General features: G+C 39.9%; 17 protein-coding genes. 12 read left to right on the top strand and 5 right to left on the bottom strand.

Going from position 1 to position 16,613, the window contains the following annotated elements:
• Positions 1–178 precede the first annotated feature (178 nt).
• Together BUA16_RS03540 and BUA16_RS03535 are read right to left on the bottom strand one after the other, a co-directional pair.
• Entirely contained in the window at positions 179–1,018 is an 840-nt protein-coding gene (locus tag BUA16_RS03540; protein WP_143150454.1) for a LytR/AlgR family response regulator transcription factor, read from the bottom strand.
• 204 nt (positions 1,019–1,222) lie between these two features.
• Entirely contained in the window at positions 1,223–1,759 is a 537-nt protein-coding gene (locus BUA16_RS03535) for a MepB family protein (RefSeq protein WP_072763267.1), read from the bottom strand.
• A gap of 821 nt (positions 1,760–2,580) precedes the next feature.
• On the opposite strand from BUA16_RS03535, the gene BUA16_RS03530 reads away from it, so the two are divergent.
• The 4 genes from BUA16_RS03530 (at position 2,581) to BUA16_RS03515 (ending at position 6,301) form a co-directional block, all read left to right on the top strand.
• Entirely contained in the window at positions 2,581–2,877 is a 297-nt protein-coding gene (locus BUA16_RS03530; RefSeq protein WP_072763266.1) for a GNAT family N-acetyltransferase, read from the top strand.
• Between the two features lie 693 nt (positions 2,878–3,570).
• Positions 3,571–4,155: a YceI family protein gene (locus BUA16_RS03525; protein WP_072763265.1), complete on the top strand. Its 585-nt coding sequence runs from the start codon at positions 3,571–3,573 to the stop codon at positions 4,153–4,155.
• A gap of 26 nt (positions 4,156–4,181) precedes the next feature.
• Positions 4,182–5,450 (top strand): hypothetical protein, encoded by a 1,269-nt coding sequence (locus tag BUA16_RS03520; RefSeq protein WP_143150453.1) that lies wholly within the window; start codon positions 4,182–4,184, stop codon positions 5,448–5,450.
• 254 nt (positions 5,451–5,704) lie between these two features.
• Positions 5,705–6,301 (top strand): YceI family protein, encoded by a 597-nt coding sequence (locus BUA16_RS03515; RefSeq protein WP_072763263.1) that lies wholly within the window; start codon positions 5,705–5,707, stop codon positions 6,299–6,301.
• A gap of 602 nt (positions 6,302–6,903) precedes the next feature.
• On the opposite strand, the gene BUA16_RS03510 is transcribed toward BUA16_RS03515, so the two are convergent.
• The 3 genes from BUA16_RS03510 to BUA16_RS03500 form a co-directional block, all read right to left on the bottom strand.
• Positions 6,904–8,394 (bottom strand): potassium/proton antiporter, encoded by a 1,491-nt coding sequence (locus BUA16_RS03510; RefSeq protein WP_072763262.1) that lies wholly within the window; start codon positions 8,392–8,394, stop codon positions 6,904–6,906.
• A gap of 172 nt (positions 8,395–8,566) precedes the next feature.
• Complete coding sequence (locus BUA16_RS03505; protein ID WP_072763424.1) at positions 8,567–9,082, bottom strand: GNAT family N-acetyltransferase; 516 nt, start codon at positions 9,080–9,082, stop codon at positions 8,567–8,569.
• Positions 9,083–9,154: 72 nt separating this feature from the next.
• Positions 9,155–9,667, bottom strand: coding sequence for a lactoylglutathione lyase family protein (locus BUA16_RS03500; protein ID WP_072763423.1), 513 nt, complete (start codon positions 9,665–9,667; stop codon positions 9,155–9,157).
• 133 nt (positions 9,668–9,800) lie between these two features.
• Between BUA16_RS03500 and BUA16_RS03495 the strand changes: the two genes are divergently transcribed.
• From BUA16_RS03495 to BUA16_RS03460, 8 genes are all read left to right on the top strand, one after another.
• Positions 9,801–10,109, top strand: a complete 309-nt coding sequence (locus tag BUA16_RS03495) for a winged helix-turn-helix transcriptional regulator (protein ID WP_072763261.1) — start codon at positions 9,801–9,803, stop codon at positions 10,107–10,109.
• Between the two features lie 154 nt (positions 10,110–10,263).
• A complete protein-coding gene (locus BUA16_RS03490) occupies positions 10,264–10,776 on the top strand; it encodes a TlpA family protein disulfide reductase (RefSeq protein WP_072763260.1) in 513 nt (170 codons plus the stop codon).
• On the top strand, positions 10,777–12,009 hold the full coding sequence (locus BUA16_RS03485; RefSeq protein WP_072763259.1) for a hypothetical protein: 1,233 nt from the start codon (positions 10,777–10,779) through the stop codon (positions 12,007–12,009).
• Positions 12,010–12,411: 402 nt separating this feature from the next.
• Complete coding sequence (locus tag BUA16_RS03480; protein ID WP_072763258.1) at positions 12,412–13,191, top strand: hypothetical protein; 780 nt, start codon at positions 12,412–12,414, stop codon at positions 13,189–13,191.
• A 103-nt stretch (positions 13,192–13,294) separates the two neighbouring features.
• The gene (locus BUA16_RS03475; RefSeq protein ID WP_072763257.1) at positions 13,295–13,642 is read left to right on the top strand and encodes a hypothetical protein; all 348 of its coding nucleotides are present in this window, start codon (positions 13,295–13,297) and stop codon (positions 13,640–13,642) included.
• A gap of 588 nt (positions 13,643–14,230) precedes the next feature.
• A complete protein-coding gene (locus tag BUA16_RS03470) occupies positions 14,231–15,001 on the top strand; it encodes a hypothetical protein (protein WP_072763256.1) in 771 nt (256 codons plus the stop codon).
• Between the two features lie 112 nt (positions 15,002–15,113).
• A complete protein-coding gene (locus BUA16_RS03465; RefSeq protein ID WP_072763255.1) occupies positions 15,114–15,887 on the top strand; it encodes a hypothetical protein in 774 nt (257 codons plus the stop codon).
• Positions 15,888–15,970: 83 nt separating this feature from the next.
• Positions 15,971–16,435, top strand: a complete 465-nt coding sequence (locus BUA16_RS03460) for a hypothetical protein (RefSeq protein WP_072763422.1) — start codon at positions 15,971–15,973, stop codon at positions 16,433–16,435.
• Positions 16,436–16,613 lie beyond the last annotated feature (178 nt).

Here is a 16,613-nt window from a genome sequence, read left to right as displayed (position 1 = left end):
GCCCGACGCAGGAGGGAACGCCCAAAAGATTATATTAAGGCATCAGAAGTTTACCATGGCGTACTGCACATACGCCCTAACGGCTAAGCTCACCACATTCTTGCTTAGACACCGATATGGGTGCCATAGGTTCATCGAATAAAAAGCTATGGATATGCTTGGGTTCGGTTCATTGCGATTAGTGGGTCACTTTAAGGGACAAGGCCTTTTCAAAATCGTCTTTATAACCCAAAGAAACGGGGATGCTTTCTTCCGTTGCATTCTGAACGGACAGGGCAAAACCCTTTCTTGTTTTCTTACAGGAAGTAATATGTTGTACGTTTACGATATACGATCGATGGGTACGCACTATACTGGCATCCTTTAGTTTTCCCTGCAGCTCTTTTAAACTTGCCCGTACCAATTCCATGGTCAATTTTTCTCCTTTTAGATAAAAGATTTCCAAATAATTTCCGGCAGCTTTAACGTATACCAATTGGTGGTATTTTATGGCCAGCACTACCTTTTCATTTTCCCCCGTAATGGTTAGCAGTTCATTTGCCTTATCTATCAATGGAGGTGCTGGGTTTTGTTGTTCCTTTTTATAGTAGGCAAGTTTTTGCATTAATTGCATATACCAGAAAAAGAGAATGTAGGGTACTCCTATGATGAGCCCCACCTGCTTAAAGGTATTATAGAACTCGTATACCTTCTCTTCTAAAGACATGTAAAGCGGATTGTAAATAATAAAGATCGAAATCGTAATGAATACCACTTCCAGGACCGACCATAAAATAAGGCTATAGATTTTTAGGTGGTGCAGTTTTATCAGGGGACGCAACACAAACTGTGAAAACAATATGATCGCTGCCCCTATCAACACAAACTGATGGTAGTAACTTTTGCCCCATTCATCCAGATCAAAGGGGTCGTAAATAGTTATAAAAAGTAAGGAGTATACAGAAATAAACCCCACCAATAGAAGCCTGTTTTTGGAAGTATCCAAAAACCGAACATCCTGCCGAAATACATTGGTCATAGGCCGTCTTTTAGGACTCACTTTTACTGCTTTTATCGTCCTCCAAAACCATAACTGTAAGATCCGTCTCCTTAGTCGGCTTATGGGAAATAGTTTTTAAAAGGATATTCATATTTTACTTTGGACTTTTAATGCTTCTAAAGTAACTAAAAAATAACAATCCCATGATGCCATAAACCTTGGCCTAATCATTGATTTTCCGTTCTACTCGCCTTGGGTGTCCCGGTAGGCGGTTAGAAACTCTTTTAACGTTATGGCAGAATGATCCGAGAGCTCCAAAAAATACTTCAGCTGCCATTCTTGGGTATTTTGGGCCTGTGTGCTAGTGGGACGGTCCCAAGGCGGGTACACCCTAATTCCCCTTTTACCGGGCTTTTTTGCACTTGAGAAGACCCCTTGGTGCAGCAATGCCGAATGTGGAAATATAAATTGGCCACAACCATCTTCGGAAACGGCATTTATCACTAAAAAATCTACCCTATCATTTTCATTATAAGGAGCAGTATTTCCGTCCGCAGTGCGCTTCCAAATGGCCACAAACTGACCTGTTTTTTTAGGGGTTTGTTTCGCCGTTCGCCCTATCACGGCAAAACCGTCGAGGGAAAAAGAACAAGCCCCATAGGCAGTACCTTCTCCCTTTGTTAAGTCCGTTAGGACACCCCCGGGGGAATCGTAAAACAGGCTTATTTCTTTAGGCCATCCTATAGCCGTCAATAGGCCACTGGCAGTAGTGCTTTGCATATGCTATCGTTTCGTTTTATGCCAATGTACTCCTGGCAAAGGCTCGTAAAAATAAAACTAAACATCCATGTCCCCTTATGTTTCCTAGAAAGGTGCTAAAAAAAAAGCGCCGAGGATATAATTCAAATCAATAAACGGCCCAATTCTTGATGTTATAAACGACTGATCTAAAAGACAATGGCCTTTTAGGCGGAGAGAATTACAATAACATTAACGAAGCGATAAAAAAATATTAACAACTAAAAAGCAACCTTTGTCCGTATCTATATCTATAGGGTAAGAACTTTTAAGTTTTCAATACTATAAAAATATCAAAGCATGATTGAGGAATTATTAACTTTTACGATGAACTTAATAGATCAGTACCCATACTTTTCTATAGGTCTGTGTCTAGTACTGGTATTATTTTTAATTGGGGTCGAAGTAAAGAGCAAATATTCCAATAAATAAAAACTTGTCCTTTTCGCAAGGATTTCCCCCATTTAATAATACAGCGCCCTACGGTTTTATATAGAATGTTTCTAAAACCGTAGGGCGTTTTTACTTCTGCGAAATTTTACCCCCCCCTTCCTTATTGTAAAACCCTTCTCCCCTATGCTGTCACGAGCTTTAGGGTGGCAAAGGGAAAAAAACCGGCGACTTATACCAAATGGTCCATGTATTTTTTAAAGCAGCGGGCCTATCATTCCTTTTTCTTACCATGTAATAAGGTCATGGCCATGGTTACAGTTTGTGGGAGTTTTGTAAATTTATGTCATCTGCCTTCCAAGGATGCGCAGGGGTAACACAGCTCCCCTTTTTTATCACTTAAAGAATATCTTATGTCCTACGAACTCATCCACAACAAAAAAGAACATAGGTTTCAGGTATCTATCGATGGCCATATGGGCATTGAGGAGTACAAATTTTTCCCTGGCGGTATTGCCTATATACATACAGAAGTCCCCAAGGCATTGGCCGGTCAAGGGGTAGGGTCGTTCATAGCCAAGGGGGTGCTAGACTATGCCGCCCAACATGGCCTAAGGGTAAAGCCTGTATGCCCGTTTATAAAGGCATATATCGATCGGCACCCCGAGTATCAGGCTAATTCTATCGCACACCAAGACAAGGAATCTTAGCGCTCATAGGGTAATGATTTTTTTGGGCGTTCCCCTATCGGGACGGGCTTTCCGCTGTATCTTTTTTGGTCGGCAGGGCCGCCCAAAAAAGGATGCCGCTGCAATCCCTAACGCTTTTCAGGGAACAATAAGCAATTAACAATAGGGCCGAACGGAAAATGCATCGATTTGCATTTGTCGTGAGGGGCCAGCTAGGGCGGTGGGGAACGTACGAGGAGACGCGGAGTTTTAAGTCCCATAGTTATTATGGAAACAACTGCCGTGTTGTATAATTCCGATATCTCCCCCTTACTCTTCCTTTGTGCCGCGGCTAAAGCTTAGACGACACTATCATTTTTCCCCCACACGGCACAGTACAATCTTCCCTGTCAATCCTTATATATAAAAAGATAAATTTCCTTTTGATCGTGGGCTGACTAAATCACGGAAACACACCTTATAAAGTTTGTTTTTCCTACAATTGTTTTTGCCTTCAAAAAATCACTTCTTTTTTTTACAAACAATTTTCTGTTCCTTCCCCATGGAAATGAAATCGTAAAAATTTGATGTACAGATTCTTATACACGTAAAAATTACTTTTAAAAATAAAGTGAACCTTCCAAAAAAACAGAATGTTTTTAAATTCTGACAAATGTCATGTTTTCCACTAGCAATAAGTCGCAGTTTTGCCCTATATAATTAAAGAAATGAATTATGAGTCACATTAAAACAGGGTTCGCATTTATGGCAAGTGTATGCATGTTTTTGCTTTTCAACAACACGTTGATTGCCCAACAGTTCAAAATAATCAATGAGGAATCGTCCTTAAGTGTTTTAGGAACCTCTAGTATTCACGACTGGGAAATCAGTGCCGAGAACAAATCAGGGGTATTGGTCTTAAAAAATGGGGAAACCAATGAATTGGAAAGATTGGATATAGAAATAGCAACGGAAGGCTTAAAAAGTGGCAAGTCCAGTATGGACAAAAACACTTATAAGGCCTTAAAAACCAAAAACCATAAAAAAATTGTTTTTAACCTTTCCGAAGTACAACAGACCATTCCACTAGGAAATGGAAAATACAAGGTAAAGGTGCAGGGCGACTTGAGCATTGCTGGGGTAAAGAAGACCATTTCCCAAGACTTAGAACTGGGGATTGTTGGGAGTACGGCCAAGCTTTCTGGAGAGAATAAAATAAAAATGACCGATTTTAATATAGACCCCCCTACCGCATTGTTAGGCACCATCACCACCGGGGACGACATCACCATAAAATTCGACATCACCTTAAACAAATAAAATTTTCACTACCAAAAATTAGAATCATGAGAACATTTATTAAAAATACCCTAGGGATTACCTTATTATTAGCCGGAATGGGACTGCAGGCACAAGATCGCACCCTAGACAATTATAGGCAACCGGACAAAAATGGCCTGAACGTTTTTGAGGCCCCAAAAGATGTAGAAACAACTTTTGATGGCGTAAAAGTACGGATAGGGGGCTCCTCTACCCTACAGTATCAAAGTTTAGAGCATTCTAATGCTGGTGCCGTACCCCTTAAGGAAATCGGTACTAACTTTAACCTGGCCACGGCAAACCTAGATTTGGACGTTACTTTGTACGATGGGGTAAGAATGCACCTAAGAACCTATTTGTCTTCTAGACATCACCCAGAACCTTATGTAAAAGGAGGCTATTTCCAAATAGACAAACTAAACTTCATTAATGAAGGGTTTATGGAAGATATCATGCAGTATGTTACCGTTAAAATAGGGCATATGGAAAACAACTATGGTGATGCGCACTTTAGAAGAACCGATAATGCTCAAGCTATCTACAACCCATTTGTAGGAAACCTAATTATGGACGCTTTTACCACAGAGGTAGGAGGAGAAGTGTATTTCCGAAAAAATGGCTTTATCAGCATGCTAGGCGTTAGTAATGGTAAACTAAATCAGGACGTAAGCGAAACCGATGGAAAAACAGGAGGGGCTTCTTTCTTGGCAAAACTAGGATACGACAAACAGGCTACGGAAGATTTCAGATACCGAATTACGGGTAGTTTATATACCACAGGCTATGTACCAAACTCTTATCTGTATTCTGCAGACCGTGCCGGATCTCGTTACTATTACGTAACCGAAAATGAAGAAGCTAAAGCTAAAAGCAATTTTAGGTCCGGAAGATATAATCCAAACATGAGAAACCAAATCACAGCTGTAATGATCAACCCATTCGTTAAATATGGCGGCCTAGAGTTTTTTGGAACCTTAGAACATACCACAGGGAAAGCCAATACAGAAACATCTAAAAGAAAGGCTACACAATATGCCGGAGAAGTCATTTACCGATTTGGAAAAAATGAAAATGCTTATTTAGGTGGTCGTTATAATGTTGTAGATGCAGAAGACATCAGTGGCGACGATATCAATATTTCTAGATTCCAATTGGGAGCTGGTTGGTTCTTAACCAAAAATATCCTGACCAAAATAGAGTATGTAAACCAGCAATACAAAGATTTCCCTACTACAAGCATCCTTAACGAAGGAGAGTTTAAGGGATTAATGGTAGAAGCTGCTATCAGTTTCTAAGCAGTACCAATAAGATAAGTACAATGTGAGGGTACTTAACTTATTATATAGTTTGCTTGGGCCAAAAGGTACCAAAAGCTCAAGCAAACTATATCAAGGATTCATGGTAAAAGCTGCTATCAGCTTCCGTGCAGTACCAATAAGGTAAGTACATTGTGAGGGTACTTACCTTATTGTATTTTGCCTGGGCCAAAAGACATAATAAGCCCCGGCAAACTTTATAAGGCAAATGAACACAACGCTAAACACTACAGATGAAAAAGCTTTTGGGTCTCGCCACAATTTTTTTGTTACTTTCCTTTACTGTAAAGGATTCCAGATTGGATAACACAAGGGTATACCTGGCTACAGAGAGCACCCTGACAATTTCCGGAACCAGTAATATCAATGCTTTTCAATGCCTATTTAACACCGAAAAAATAGCAGCGCCAATACCGCTGAGGTTCACAAAAATTGGCAATACCCACTTTTTTAAAGAAGCTACCTTGCTATTAGACAACGATGGCTTTAACTGTGGAAGCCGCTTTATAAATAAAGACTTTCACTCCTTATTACAGTCCAAAAAATACCCTACCATTCAATTGGAGCTTAAAAAATTAGCTCCTATAGAAAATACTAGGAAAACCTTAAATGCTCTTGTAGAAATACAGATTGCAGAACACACCAACGCTTACCAAATACCCGTAAGCTATACAAAATCTAAAAAGCTAGGGGTTTCGGGAGAATTGGCCTTGAGCTTGGGCGATTTTAAGCTAAAGGCACCCAAAAAAGCATTAGGGCTTATTGTAGTTCACGACACCATTAGGATCAACTTTGACCTAAAGTTGAATATGGATACTGTTTCTAGGTAGCAAGGGTTCAATGCAACATTGAATTAATGTGTAAATGTACCTATTGGTCAATGTTCTACAGGCGGAATGTGAATATCCCTGATTAAAGTTCCCTGTATTGGACATTCATTTCATTGCTAAGTGTTTATTAACTTAATGGAGGGAATCCGCAGAGTTAAACCTTTTCGCACATAGCAAGAGTCAACACCAATCAAGGACATACTTATAGTTTGTTCTTGGAAGAGTTCATTTTTTGCTTGTTTTCCCGGGACCCTTTGATTTTGGGGCACCGCAGTCTTTTTTGATATCGATATTTAGTTCGTCCTTGGCGATATCCATCATCTTTTCCAGATAATCGATCTTAATCTGCTTGCGTCCCGATACGAGCCTCGAGCTCCTTTAACTTTTTGCTACTATTGTCTTTCATCTCTATACCCTTAACTCCAGTTTTCAAAAAGATTGAGAATTTATAGATCCACCGATAAATGGTCGCGTGGGGGGAACCCCATTCATTTTCTTTCATAGTTACCCACTTTTAAGTGGACAACTTATATCAGGAAGACAGCTCCTTATGATCTCCCGGATAAATCCAGGAAGGTACATAATTGGTTATTGCTAATTGATTATTGTTCAGGTTCGCTGCTCACCAATTCCTTGGGTTTAAGGCAGGCATTTACCGCATCTAGGCCTTCCTGGGTGTCGGAAAGCACTACCAGGGTGTCGTTTTCTTGGATAACGGTACCTCCGTTAGGGGTTATATACACGCCATTGCGCTTGATCATGGCTATAATGGCATTCTTTGGAAATCTTAAATCCACAATCATTTTATTGGCCGCAAAGCAGCCCGCGCTAATGTCAATTTCCTTCATGGCGGCCTTGGGGCCCTCGGAAAGGAAACTCTCTAGCTCTGAAACGGACTTGTCTTTTTCGGGCATGGCAACATGTAGCCATTTTGCCACTACCGAAAGGGTGGTCCCCTGGATTAAGACCGAGGACACCGAGATAAAAAACACAATATTAAAGATCATATCGGCCTTTTCTATACCTGCCAAAAGCGGATAGGTGGCAAAAACAATCGGTACTGCCCCCCGCAATCCTACCCAGGAAATGTAAAAACGCCTTCTTAGTTTCATCTTAAAAAACATCAGGCTTATAAACACTCCCACTGGTCGCGCGACCAAAATCAGGAATACCGAAATCAGCAATCCGATCCCCATATAAGGGAATACCTCGGTTGGAAAAACCAATAATCCCAGGGTTAGGAAAAGTACAATTTGCATTAACCAAGCCAGACCATCGAACATTTTTAGGATGGTTTTTTTATGGATCAGGTCTTGGTTTCCTAGGTACACCGCACAGATATAAATGGCCAAGAATCCGTTGCCCCCCACAAAAACGGTGGCCGAAAAGGTAATGAACATCAGGGCTATGACCAATACGGGGTACAGTCCTTCAAAATCGAGCTTTATTTTGTTAATGATAATTTTGCTCAGTTTTCCAAAGCCAAATCCGGCGATCGCTCCAAAAACCATTTGTTGTAAGAACAAGGGAATCAAAGAAGCTAAATGCTGGTCCTGATTTACTACCAGGGATAAAAAAGCAATGGTCAGTACATACGCCATCGGGTCGTTACTTCCGCTTTCGAGCTCTAATGTAGGCCTTAGATTGGTTTTTAAGGCCAGACTTTTAGACCGTAATATAGAAAACACCGCTGCCGCATCCGTAGAGGAAACGATAGAGCCCAGGAGCATACTTTCATAAATGGTAAAGTCCGTTACATAATAAACAAAGGCACCCAAGGAAACGGCCGTTAGCAAAACGCCAAGGGTAGATAACAGTATTCCTTCGCGCATAACTGGCTTTACGGCTTTTAAACTGGTATCGAGTCCCCCCGAGAACAGAATAAAATTTAGGGACACAATACCTATAAACTGCGCTAGCTTGGGATTGTCAAAACGGATACCACCAATACCGTCTGAACCCGCCAACATACCAACGCCCAAGAAGAGAATTAAGGTAGGCACCCCAAACTTATAGGAGGTCTTCCCAACGATGATACTGACAAAAAGTAATAAAGAACCTATTAATAGGAAGTTTTCTATGGTGACGTTCATTAGTGTGTTTTAGGGAATGTAAGTCCCACAAATATACGGTTTATGGTTGAAAAAAATTTAACGCCCCCCTTGTTTGTGGTTTCTTTTTTGAGGCTTCCTCAGAGTTTTTCCCGCGCTGTGCTAAGAACATAAAGCAGCTCTTCTATGATTCGCGATGGCGTCACCGTGTTTTTTAAAAAACTAGCTTGTACACCAAGAGTTCCTCATCATCATTGGGCAAGGTGGTGGTTCCGCTTAGGGTAAGTCCCAATCGCAAAAGCAGGTTTTGGGAGGCCACATTATTTTTTACGGTGATACCGCTAATTTCTTTGATTCCAAAGGAATCTAGCGCTTCCTTCTTTAATTTGTTCGCGGCTTCAAAAGCATAGCCTTTTTTCTCGTATGGGGGCAAAAGGGCAAAACCAATATCGATGCCTTCAAACCCTTCCCGGTCGTACAGGCCGCAAGACCCTATTTTTGCCTGGTCTTCTTTTCGGATGATGGTATAATTAGAAAACCCTAATCGATGCAGCTGTGGCAGCATTTTTCGCTGAATATATTCCTGAGCATTTTGCACTGTTTTTAGGTTGCGATCGCCAATGTTTCGCAGCCACTTGGGGGAGTTGAAAAGCTCAAAAATAAAGTCGGCATCTTCTTCCGTAGTGGGTTTTAACAGCAATCTTTCCGTTTCAAAGCTTTTATAGGTCATGCTTCTGTATTCTTTTTTATGATTATGGGCATCAACCACATAGCCCCTTGTATCTTTCTAAAACTACATTAATTATTTAGAATAGGCTCCAGAAGAATAGGTCAATTCATAACTATGGGTATAAATTTCAAAGACAATGCCGAACGGGTCTTCGACATAACACATTTTATAAGGCTTGTCATTGGGGTAGTATTCCCTGATGGGCATTCTTTGTTTTCCGCCATGGGCCACAATTTTTTCGATCAGGCCTTCTATGTTCGGATCTTGGATGCAAAAGTGAAAAAGGCCGGTGTTAAAAGGGCTAAATGCCGGGGCTTCTTTTTTTCCCTGCGGAAAGGAAAACAATTCTATACCTATACCGTCCGATGTCGATAGATGGGCAATTTGAAATTCGTCCCAATCTTCGCCAAAAACGTCCATACACATTTGGCCAATGGCCGTTTCCCGCTCCTTTTTTACCGTAGCAGCTTCCATAATAACATACCAGCCCATCACTTCTTGGTAGAATTTTACGGCCCTTGTAATATTGGGAACGCTAATTCCAATATGGGAAAATGCCCTAGGATAATTTTCTGTAGTATTCATAAGGTTCTTTTTATTATTGTTTTTATTGCCCAAAATAAGAGTATATTTAACTCATATACAATACGTTACCATAAAGTGACATACACCACCAAAAGAGTTAATTGCTGATTTACAGCTGAATACAACAAAAACTATGCAGAAACATTTTTGTCCCCTTCACTATACCATGAATTTAATTGGCACCAAATGGAAGCCATTGCTTTTATTTCACCTCCTGGACGGCCCGCTACGATCTGGAATGTTACAGAAGACCGTCCCCGAAATTTCCAATAAGATGTTTACCCAAACGGTACGGGAATTGGAGAAAGACGGACTTATTAGCAGGGAAGTATTTGCGGTGGTGCCCCCGCGGGTCGACTATCAGCTTACCGAAAAAGGGAAATCGCTAGCACCTATTTTAAGAAGTCTAGATGCCTGGGGGAAGGAAATGTCATCGGAATAATATTTTAATGCCTATGGTCCATATTTTCAGAAAGTTTTTGGAAGGGAATTTTACCTTCATTGAAGCGTCCTTAAGGATGTTATTATGGAGACTGCCCCATGGCCTGTCGCTGGATTAATTTTTTAACTTTGTTTGCTTACCACCAGACGAGCCCATGAGAATCAAGATTTATACCATCGTTTTTACCGCACTATTGTTGGTTTCCTGCAAACAGACCGAAAAGCAGTCCCAAGAAGCTAATAAAAACATAATTACTGCTAAAGCCGCTCCCGTGAGCATGCCTCTCTATGAAGATTTAGAAGGCAACCCTATTTCCTTGGAAGACTACAAAGGCAAAAAAATACTCCTTAACTTTTGGGCCACTTGGTGCAAGCCCTGTGTAGAAGAAATGCCCGCCCTTGCCAGGGCCATGGCTATTTTAGAAAAGGAAAACTATGTCTTTCTTGCGGCGTCTGACCAAACGACCAAAAAAATCAAGGCTTTTAAGGCCGAATCAGAAGTGGATTTACCCTTTATAAAATTCAATGGGGCGCTTTCCAAATTACAGATCTACGCCCTGCCCACGACCTTTATCTATAATGAAAAGGGCGAAAAAGCAACTGAAATAACGGGAGCCGTTTCCTGGGATTCGCCAGAGATGATCCATAAATTAAAAAATGTCCAATAAATGCCAAACTACAAATATCTTGGGCTAATGGCCCTGACCCTATTCCTGGTTTCCTGTGGTCCCGAGGAAAAAAAAGCACAAGAAATTGTACATCATATTCCTTCTCCTGAGGGAAGCTCAAATTTTTTACCGTATTTATTTTCCAATTCTGACCAAGCCATTTTATCTTGGGTGCACACTGTAAACGATTCTACGACACAGTTAAAGTACAGCTACCTGTACAATGATGAATGGCAGGCACCCAAGGAAATAATCAAAGGATCGGATTGGTTCGTAAACTGGGCCGATTTCCCTTTAATTGCGGAAAACAAGGGGAATTTAATATCGCATATTCTACAAAAATCTTCTGCGGGCACCTATTCCTATGATATTACGCTGAATCTTTTACCTAAGGGAGACGATGAATGGAAGACCGGATTGCCCTTGCATACCGATGGCACCAAAACAGAACATGGTTTTGTATCTGCAATACCTTTTAAGGATGATGAATTTTTTATGACATGGCTCGATGGCCGTAATACTGGCAAAGCCGCAAAAGGCCATGATCATGGGCACGGCGGAGGCGCCATGAGTATACGAGCTGCCGTAGTATCACCAACCGGTACGCTCAGTGAAGAAGCCTTGGTAGACGCTCGTACTTGCGATTGCTGTGGCACCACCTCTGCCATCACCAGCAATGGACCGGTGGTATTATACAGGGACCGAACCGAGGACGAAACCAGGGACATCTCCATTTCTAGATTCGTACACGGCGCATGGACAAGTCCAACACCCGTACATAGGGATGGTTGGGAAATTAAGGGCTGCCCCGTAAATGGCCCTAAAAGTGACGCTATAGACAATACTTTGGTGGCGGCCTGGTTTACTGCCGCCAAGAACCAGCCTGTGGTAAAAGTGGCTTTCTCTGCTGATGGAGGCGAAAATTTTAACGCTCCCTTTGTAATAAACGAACATGCCGCCATTGGTAGGGTCGATGTTGTGATGGTCGATGCTGAAAATGCCATTGCCAGCTGGATGGAGTCTGTAGGTGATGGCGCCCAATTAAAGGCCGTAAGGATTCATATTTCCGGAAAACTATCGACGCCCATTGTCATCTGTCAAATAGATGCTTCGAGAAAAGCCGGTTTCCCACAAATGGAACTTGTAAAAGATAAGGTCTACTTTGCCTGGACCGCTGTTAGGGACGATACCCCTCGGGTACAAACGGCTTTTGTACACTTGGAAAATTTTTAACCAACAGCTACGCTCAGGATATAGGAGGCACCCACATGGTTTAGCTTTTGGTGTTTTCTAGCTCCTTGTTCCTTTCCACCAATCCCATCATCACCACCTTTTGTGGTTGCCCATACTTTGGTCTAAACTGATTTTATCGATATCATCTATCCTACAGCCCTTCTGAAAAAATCATAAAAATTTGCCGAAATCAGCTAACAAAGTTTAGGATATAAGCACCCCGTCCCAGCATCCTAAAAATGGGACAATACCCTTTTTTATGCCACTTATTTTTAGTTTAACTATGTAGGCGACATAAAAATTTAATAGTTTTCTCTTTCTATTACGTATATCTTTTCTTACAATTGCATTTCCTTTTACGCTATTAAAGAGAAGTATTTTAAATACCAATTAAACCAATATATGATGAAGAGAATTATTTACCTAATGACCATTTTTACTATTTCCTTATTAGCTACAAGTTGCGAGGAGGATGCTATTTCCTATGGTTTGAAAGACGACAATGGACAGGAAGTAGGACAAAAAAATATATTACAGGCGATTACCATATCTTCTGTCGAAGATCCACAAGAGGATAAAAGTGTCGTAGTATCCTATTTCACGGACGGTCCTTTAGGCCCGATCACAAAGAAGGTGATTCCCAGTTTTTTAATTTATAAGGACGATGGGATTATCAATGTCACCGGAGAAGGAAGCAGCGCTATAATAGAAGAACTCTATAAGACACCTAGTAAGGTTTATGAGACAGGAGAGGTTTTACAATATGATGCACATGGCAATCCTGAAAGGATAAAATTTTACGAGGAAGAATTTGATGAACAATTAAATAAGGATATCACCAAAGCATACACAGCCGAGATATCCTATGACAAAACTCACAACCCCTTATTTTACACTTTACAGGCCGGTGGTATCATCAGTATTTTAGAAGATCTCAAATTAAATTTCAACCTTAGTTCCAAAATAACCGAAATCCTACGGGCAAAAATCCCGTTTCCTATCCATAACCCCTCACAAATTACTTATAAAGATGAAGATGGGGAAACGCTACATATTTTAAGGGCCAAATACGTATACGATGAAGAGAGCTATCCCACTTCGGCAACCATCACCTCGACTTACTTCGAAGGTTCAGAATCCGAACAAGACACCTACTCGGCTAGCTTTCAATATTTAGATTAACTCCTATGAAAAAGGAGGTTCGGAACGTGTTCTCCTATCTCTTTCTCCCTTATATCAAAGACTGTATTAACAGAAGTTTTAACATTTTTAAAAACTATTATAAATGACCGCTATTTATATCATTTTAGGAATCTTAGGAATCGCCTTATTTTTCTGGCTAGGTTACTTTCTATGGTCTTCCTCCATGGAAAAATACGACTATAACATCTTTAATTTGGGCGTCATCATCAGAGGGCTTATAGCCATAGGATGCATGTGGTTTGCCTTGATTATGATGGAAAATACCGACGGTTCCTCTATTGTTTGGATAGTTGTTTCCGTCATCCTATGGCTATGGACCTTTTTGGAAACCGCTTTTAGAGCGAATATATTTATAGCCATCTTTTCCATAGTATATCAATTGTTCGCCGTGTTTTTAATAAAACAGGCCATCAACCGCGTTTTTAAATAACTATTTACTAAAAAAAAACACCAAATAACCAAACCAAAAACAAAGTGTTCGCCCTCCTAAGTCGAGGTCGAATGCTTTGTTACCAATAAGATTATTACTTGCTCCTTTAAAACGCTGTCCATCATCTGAATCTATTTCCTGTAAATCCTTCTTTTAGTTATAGTCCCAAGCTTTAGACAGTCATAAATCTTTGGATATACTCTTTCTTACAAATTTTCCTGTAAAATTTTTAAAAATTTGTCATTTACAGCGAGCGGAATTTAGCGGTAGGGACTGCACTTCACAGGGCCGTATTATAGGGCGTTAGGCTCTTGACAACCGGGAAGACTCCATACATTTTTTTAGTATTAATATATCCACAAACAATTTTTACTGACTTTTTTGCGTTACTTATCCTACATATTTAATAATATTTCCGATATTTGTTAATGAAAAGTTAATCATCCCTACTAGCATAATCTGAGATAGACGCTGATGCAGATGATTTACGGAAAAATAAAAATGATAAATTTTAACCTTAGGAATGTAGCTTGAGTCTGTAAATAACGCTAGTAGCGTACCCTCTTGTATTAAAGAAATCAATATATCATGAAAAAAACAATGTGCTTAGTTTCCATTTTTTTAGTTTCAATTTTAAATACTAGCTGTGAAAACGAATCTGTTTCTGATGAATTTAAAGACAAAAACGGAAATGTAAAGGAAAAATCAATAAAGTCTATTTCTACTACTTCTGCTCAAGATTCTCAAAACAATAACCAAATTATTTTATCCTATAATACGGATGGTTCTTTAAATTCTATTAGCGATGGAATGGACACCAGTATTTTTGTTTTTAAAGATGATGAATTAAAAAGTATAACGGGCGGAGGTGATCATTTAAATGTTGAAGAACTTTACAAGTCACCTTATGATGCTTTTGAAACGGGAAATGTTTTAAATTATGATGATAATGGCAATCCTGAAGTAATAGCGTTTTATGAAGAAGAGTATGATTATAATATGGAGGAATTTATAACCAAAGCATACACCGCTGAGATTTCATATGATGATACTCACAACCCGTTTTTTTACACCTTAGAAGCAGCCGGAATTATCAATGTTTTAGATGGTGTTAAATTAAATTTTAGCACCAGTCCTCAAGCTTCAGAAATCATACAAGCGAGATTGCTGTTCCCTAACAATTATCCCTCACAAATAGTTTATAAAGATGAAGAAGGGGAGGCTGTTTTTATGATAAATGCAAATTCCGTGTACGATGAAGATAATTATCCCACTTCCACAACTATAACGACAGTTTCCTTAGATGATTCGGAAAGGGAACAAAATACATACGTACTAACATTCCAATATGTAGACTAAAGAAATAGTTATCATGACAGCTTAATTCATTTGACAAGACCTATCTCCTCTACCCTACTTTATTGATAACGGTAAGATTTTCGAGTTATTAACTAAAACAAAACCCAAAATTATGAGAAAGACAATTATATTTAGTGTGCTTATTTTAACAAGTATATTTAGCTATTCACAGGATAAAATCACCAATCAATCTATTCTAGACCTCATTGATTTAGGTTTTGAAAGTGAGGTCATAAAGGCAAAGATCAACTCCTCGCCATCAAATTTTGACACCTCCATGAACCAACTAAAATCCCTAAAAGAAAAAGGAGTCTCACCAGATATATTGGCTTTAATGATTGATAAATCAAAAGCCGTCATTGAAAATGGCGTATTTTTTTACAGGAAAGATGATTTAATCAAAATTGAACCTTCCGTATTCTCAGGAACACGGACTAGCGCGCTTGGTGCAGGGCTCACCTCAGGGATAGCAGCTGCGAAAATCAAATCATACGTCAATAATTCTAATTCTAGCAACAAAGTAGATTCAAGCAACTTATCTTTTATTTTTCAATTTGACACGCAAAATAAAAATGATCTAGGAAGCGGAAATTGGTGGTTTAAAACTGCTTCTTCTCCTAATGAATTTGCTTTAACCGAATTAAAACAGAAAAAAAACCGAAGAGAGTTAGTTACCGGTAAGGTGAGAGCAATAACAGCCTCCACCCAAATGGGTATTGATTCTAAGAACACCATTGAATTTTCTATCGAAGATTTAGGAGATGGCAGGTATAAAGTAACACCAAAAGAAAAACTGAAACCTGGAGAATATTGCTTCTTCTATCAAGGCACTGTTCCTATGGGAGGCTATAATAACCAATCTATCTTTGATTTTTCGGTGCAGTAAAAAAACAAAGTATTCGCCCTCTGACCTAGAGGGCGAATACTTTGTTACCAATAAAATAATTGTTTGTTGAAAGCTTATCTACCATGGAGAAAGAAAAACTGATAAAAGACATCACCTTTAACCCAAACCGACCTTACTGCCGCACAGAAATTGACGAAGCCTTTACCAAAAGAAAGGCCCGGATGCATCAAGAAGCTTTAAAAAGAGGAAGGGCTTATGATGGCCAAAACCTAGCCCTTTATCAGGACTGCTATACCGGAAAAACACTCAGAGGTGGCGATAGATATGACTATGAACACATCCTATCTGCCGAGGCGGTTTTTGATTACTATAAAGCAACCCATACCAACGAGCAAATTGCCGTAATCGTAAATCATCCCGATAATGTGGGGACAACCCTACGTACTATTAACCAATACAAAGGAAAGTACGATTTGGTTGCGCGGATCTTGGATAATCCGGCTAAAATGGCGGAATTTGACATTGATGCGGCACTGACGAAAAGGAATCTACAAAAAGCGCAACAAGCTGTCTTTGGAAATAAATAATATAGCATGGCCCATTCGTGGTGATACCATATTAATTGATAGTCAGTTCCGGCACTGAGTAATCAGACCTTTTTAAAAATAAAGTTCGAAAATATGAACCTGGGAATGTTATGATGATACCGATAGCTAAAATGGAACGAAAAGCAGGACCGGCACGAGCGTGACCCTCGCGCTAGCG

Origin of the sequence: Arenibacter nanhaiticus (assembly GCF_900141935.1) — a bacterium.
GTDB classification, from domain to species: Bacteria; Bacteroidota; Bacteroidia; order Flavobacteriales; family Flavobacteriaceae; genus Arenibacter; species Arenibacter nanhaiticus.
The sequence above is the reverse complement of the archived record's forward strand: the minus strand, read 5'-3'. Positions and strand labels throughout refer to the sequence as shown.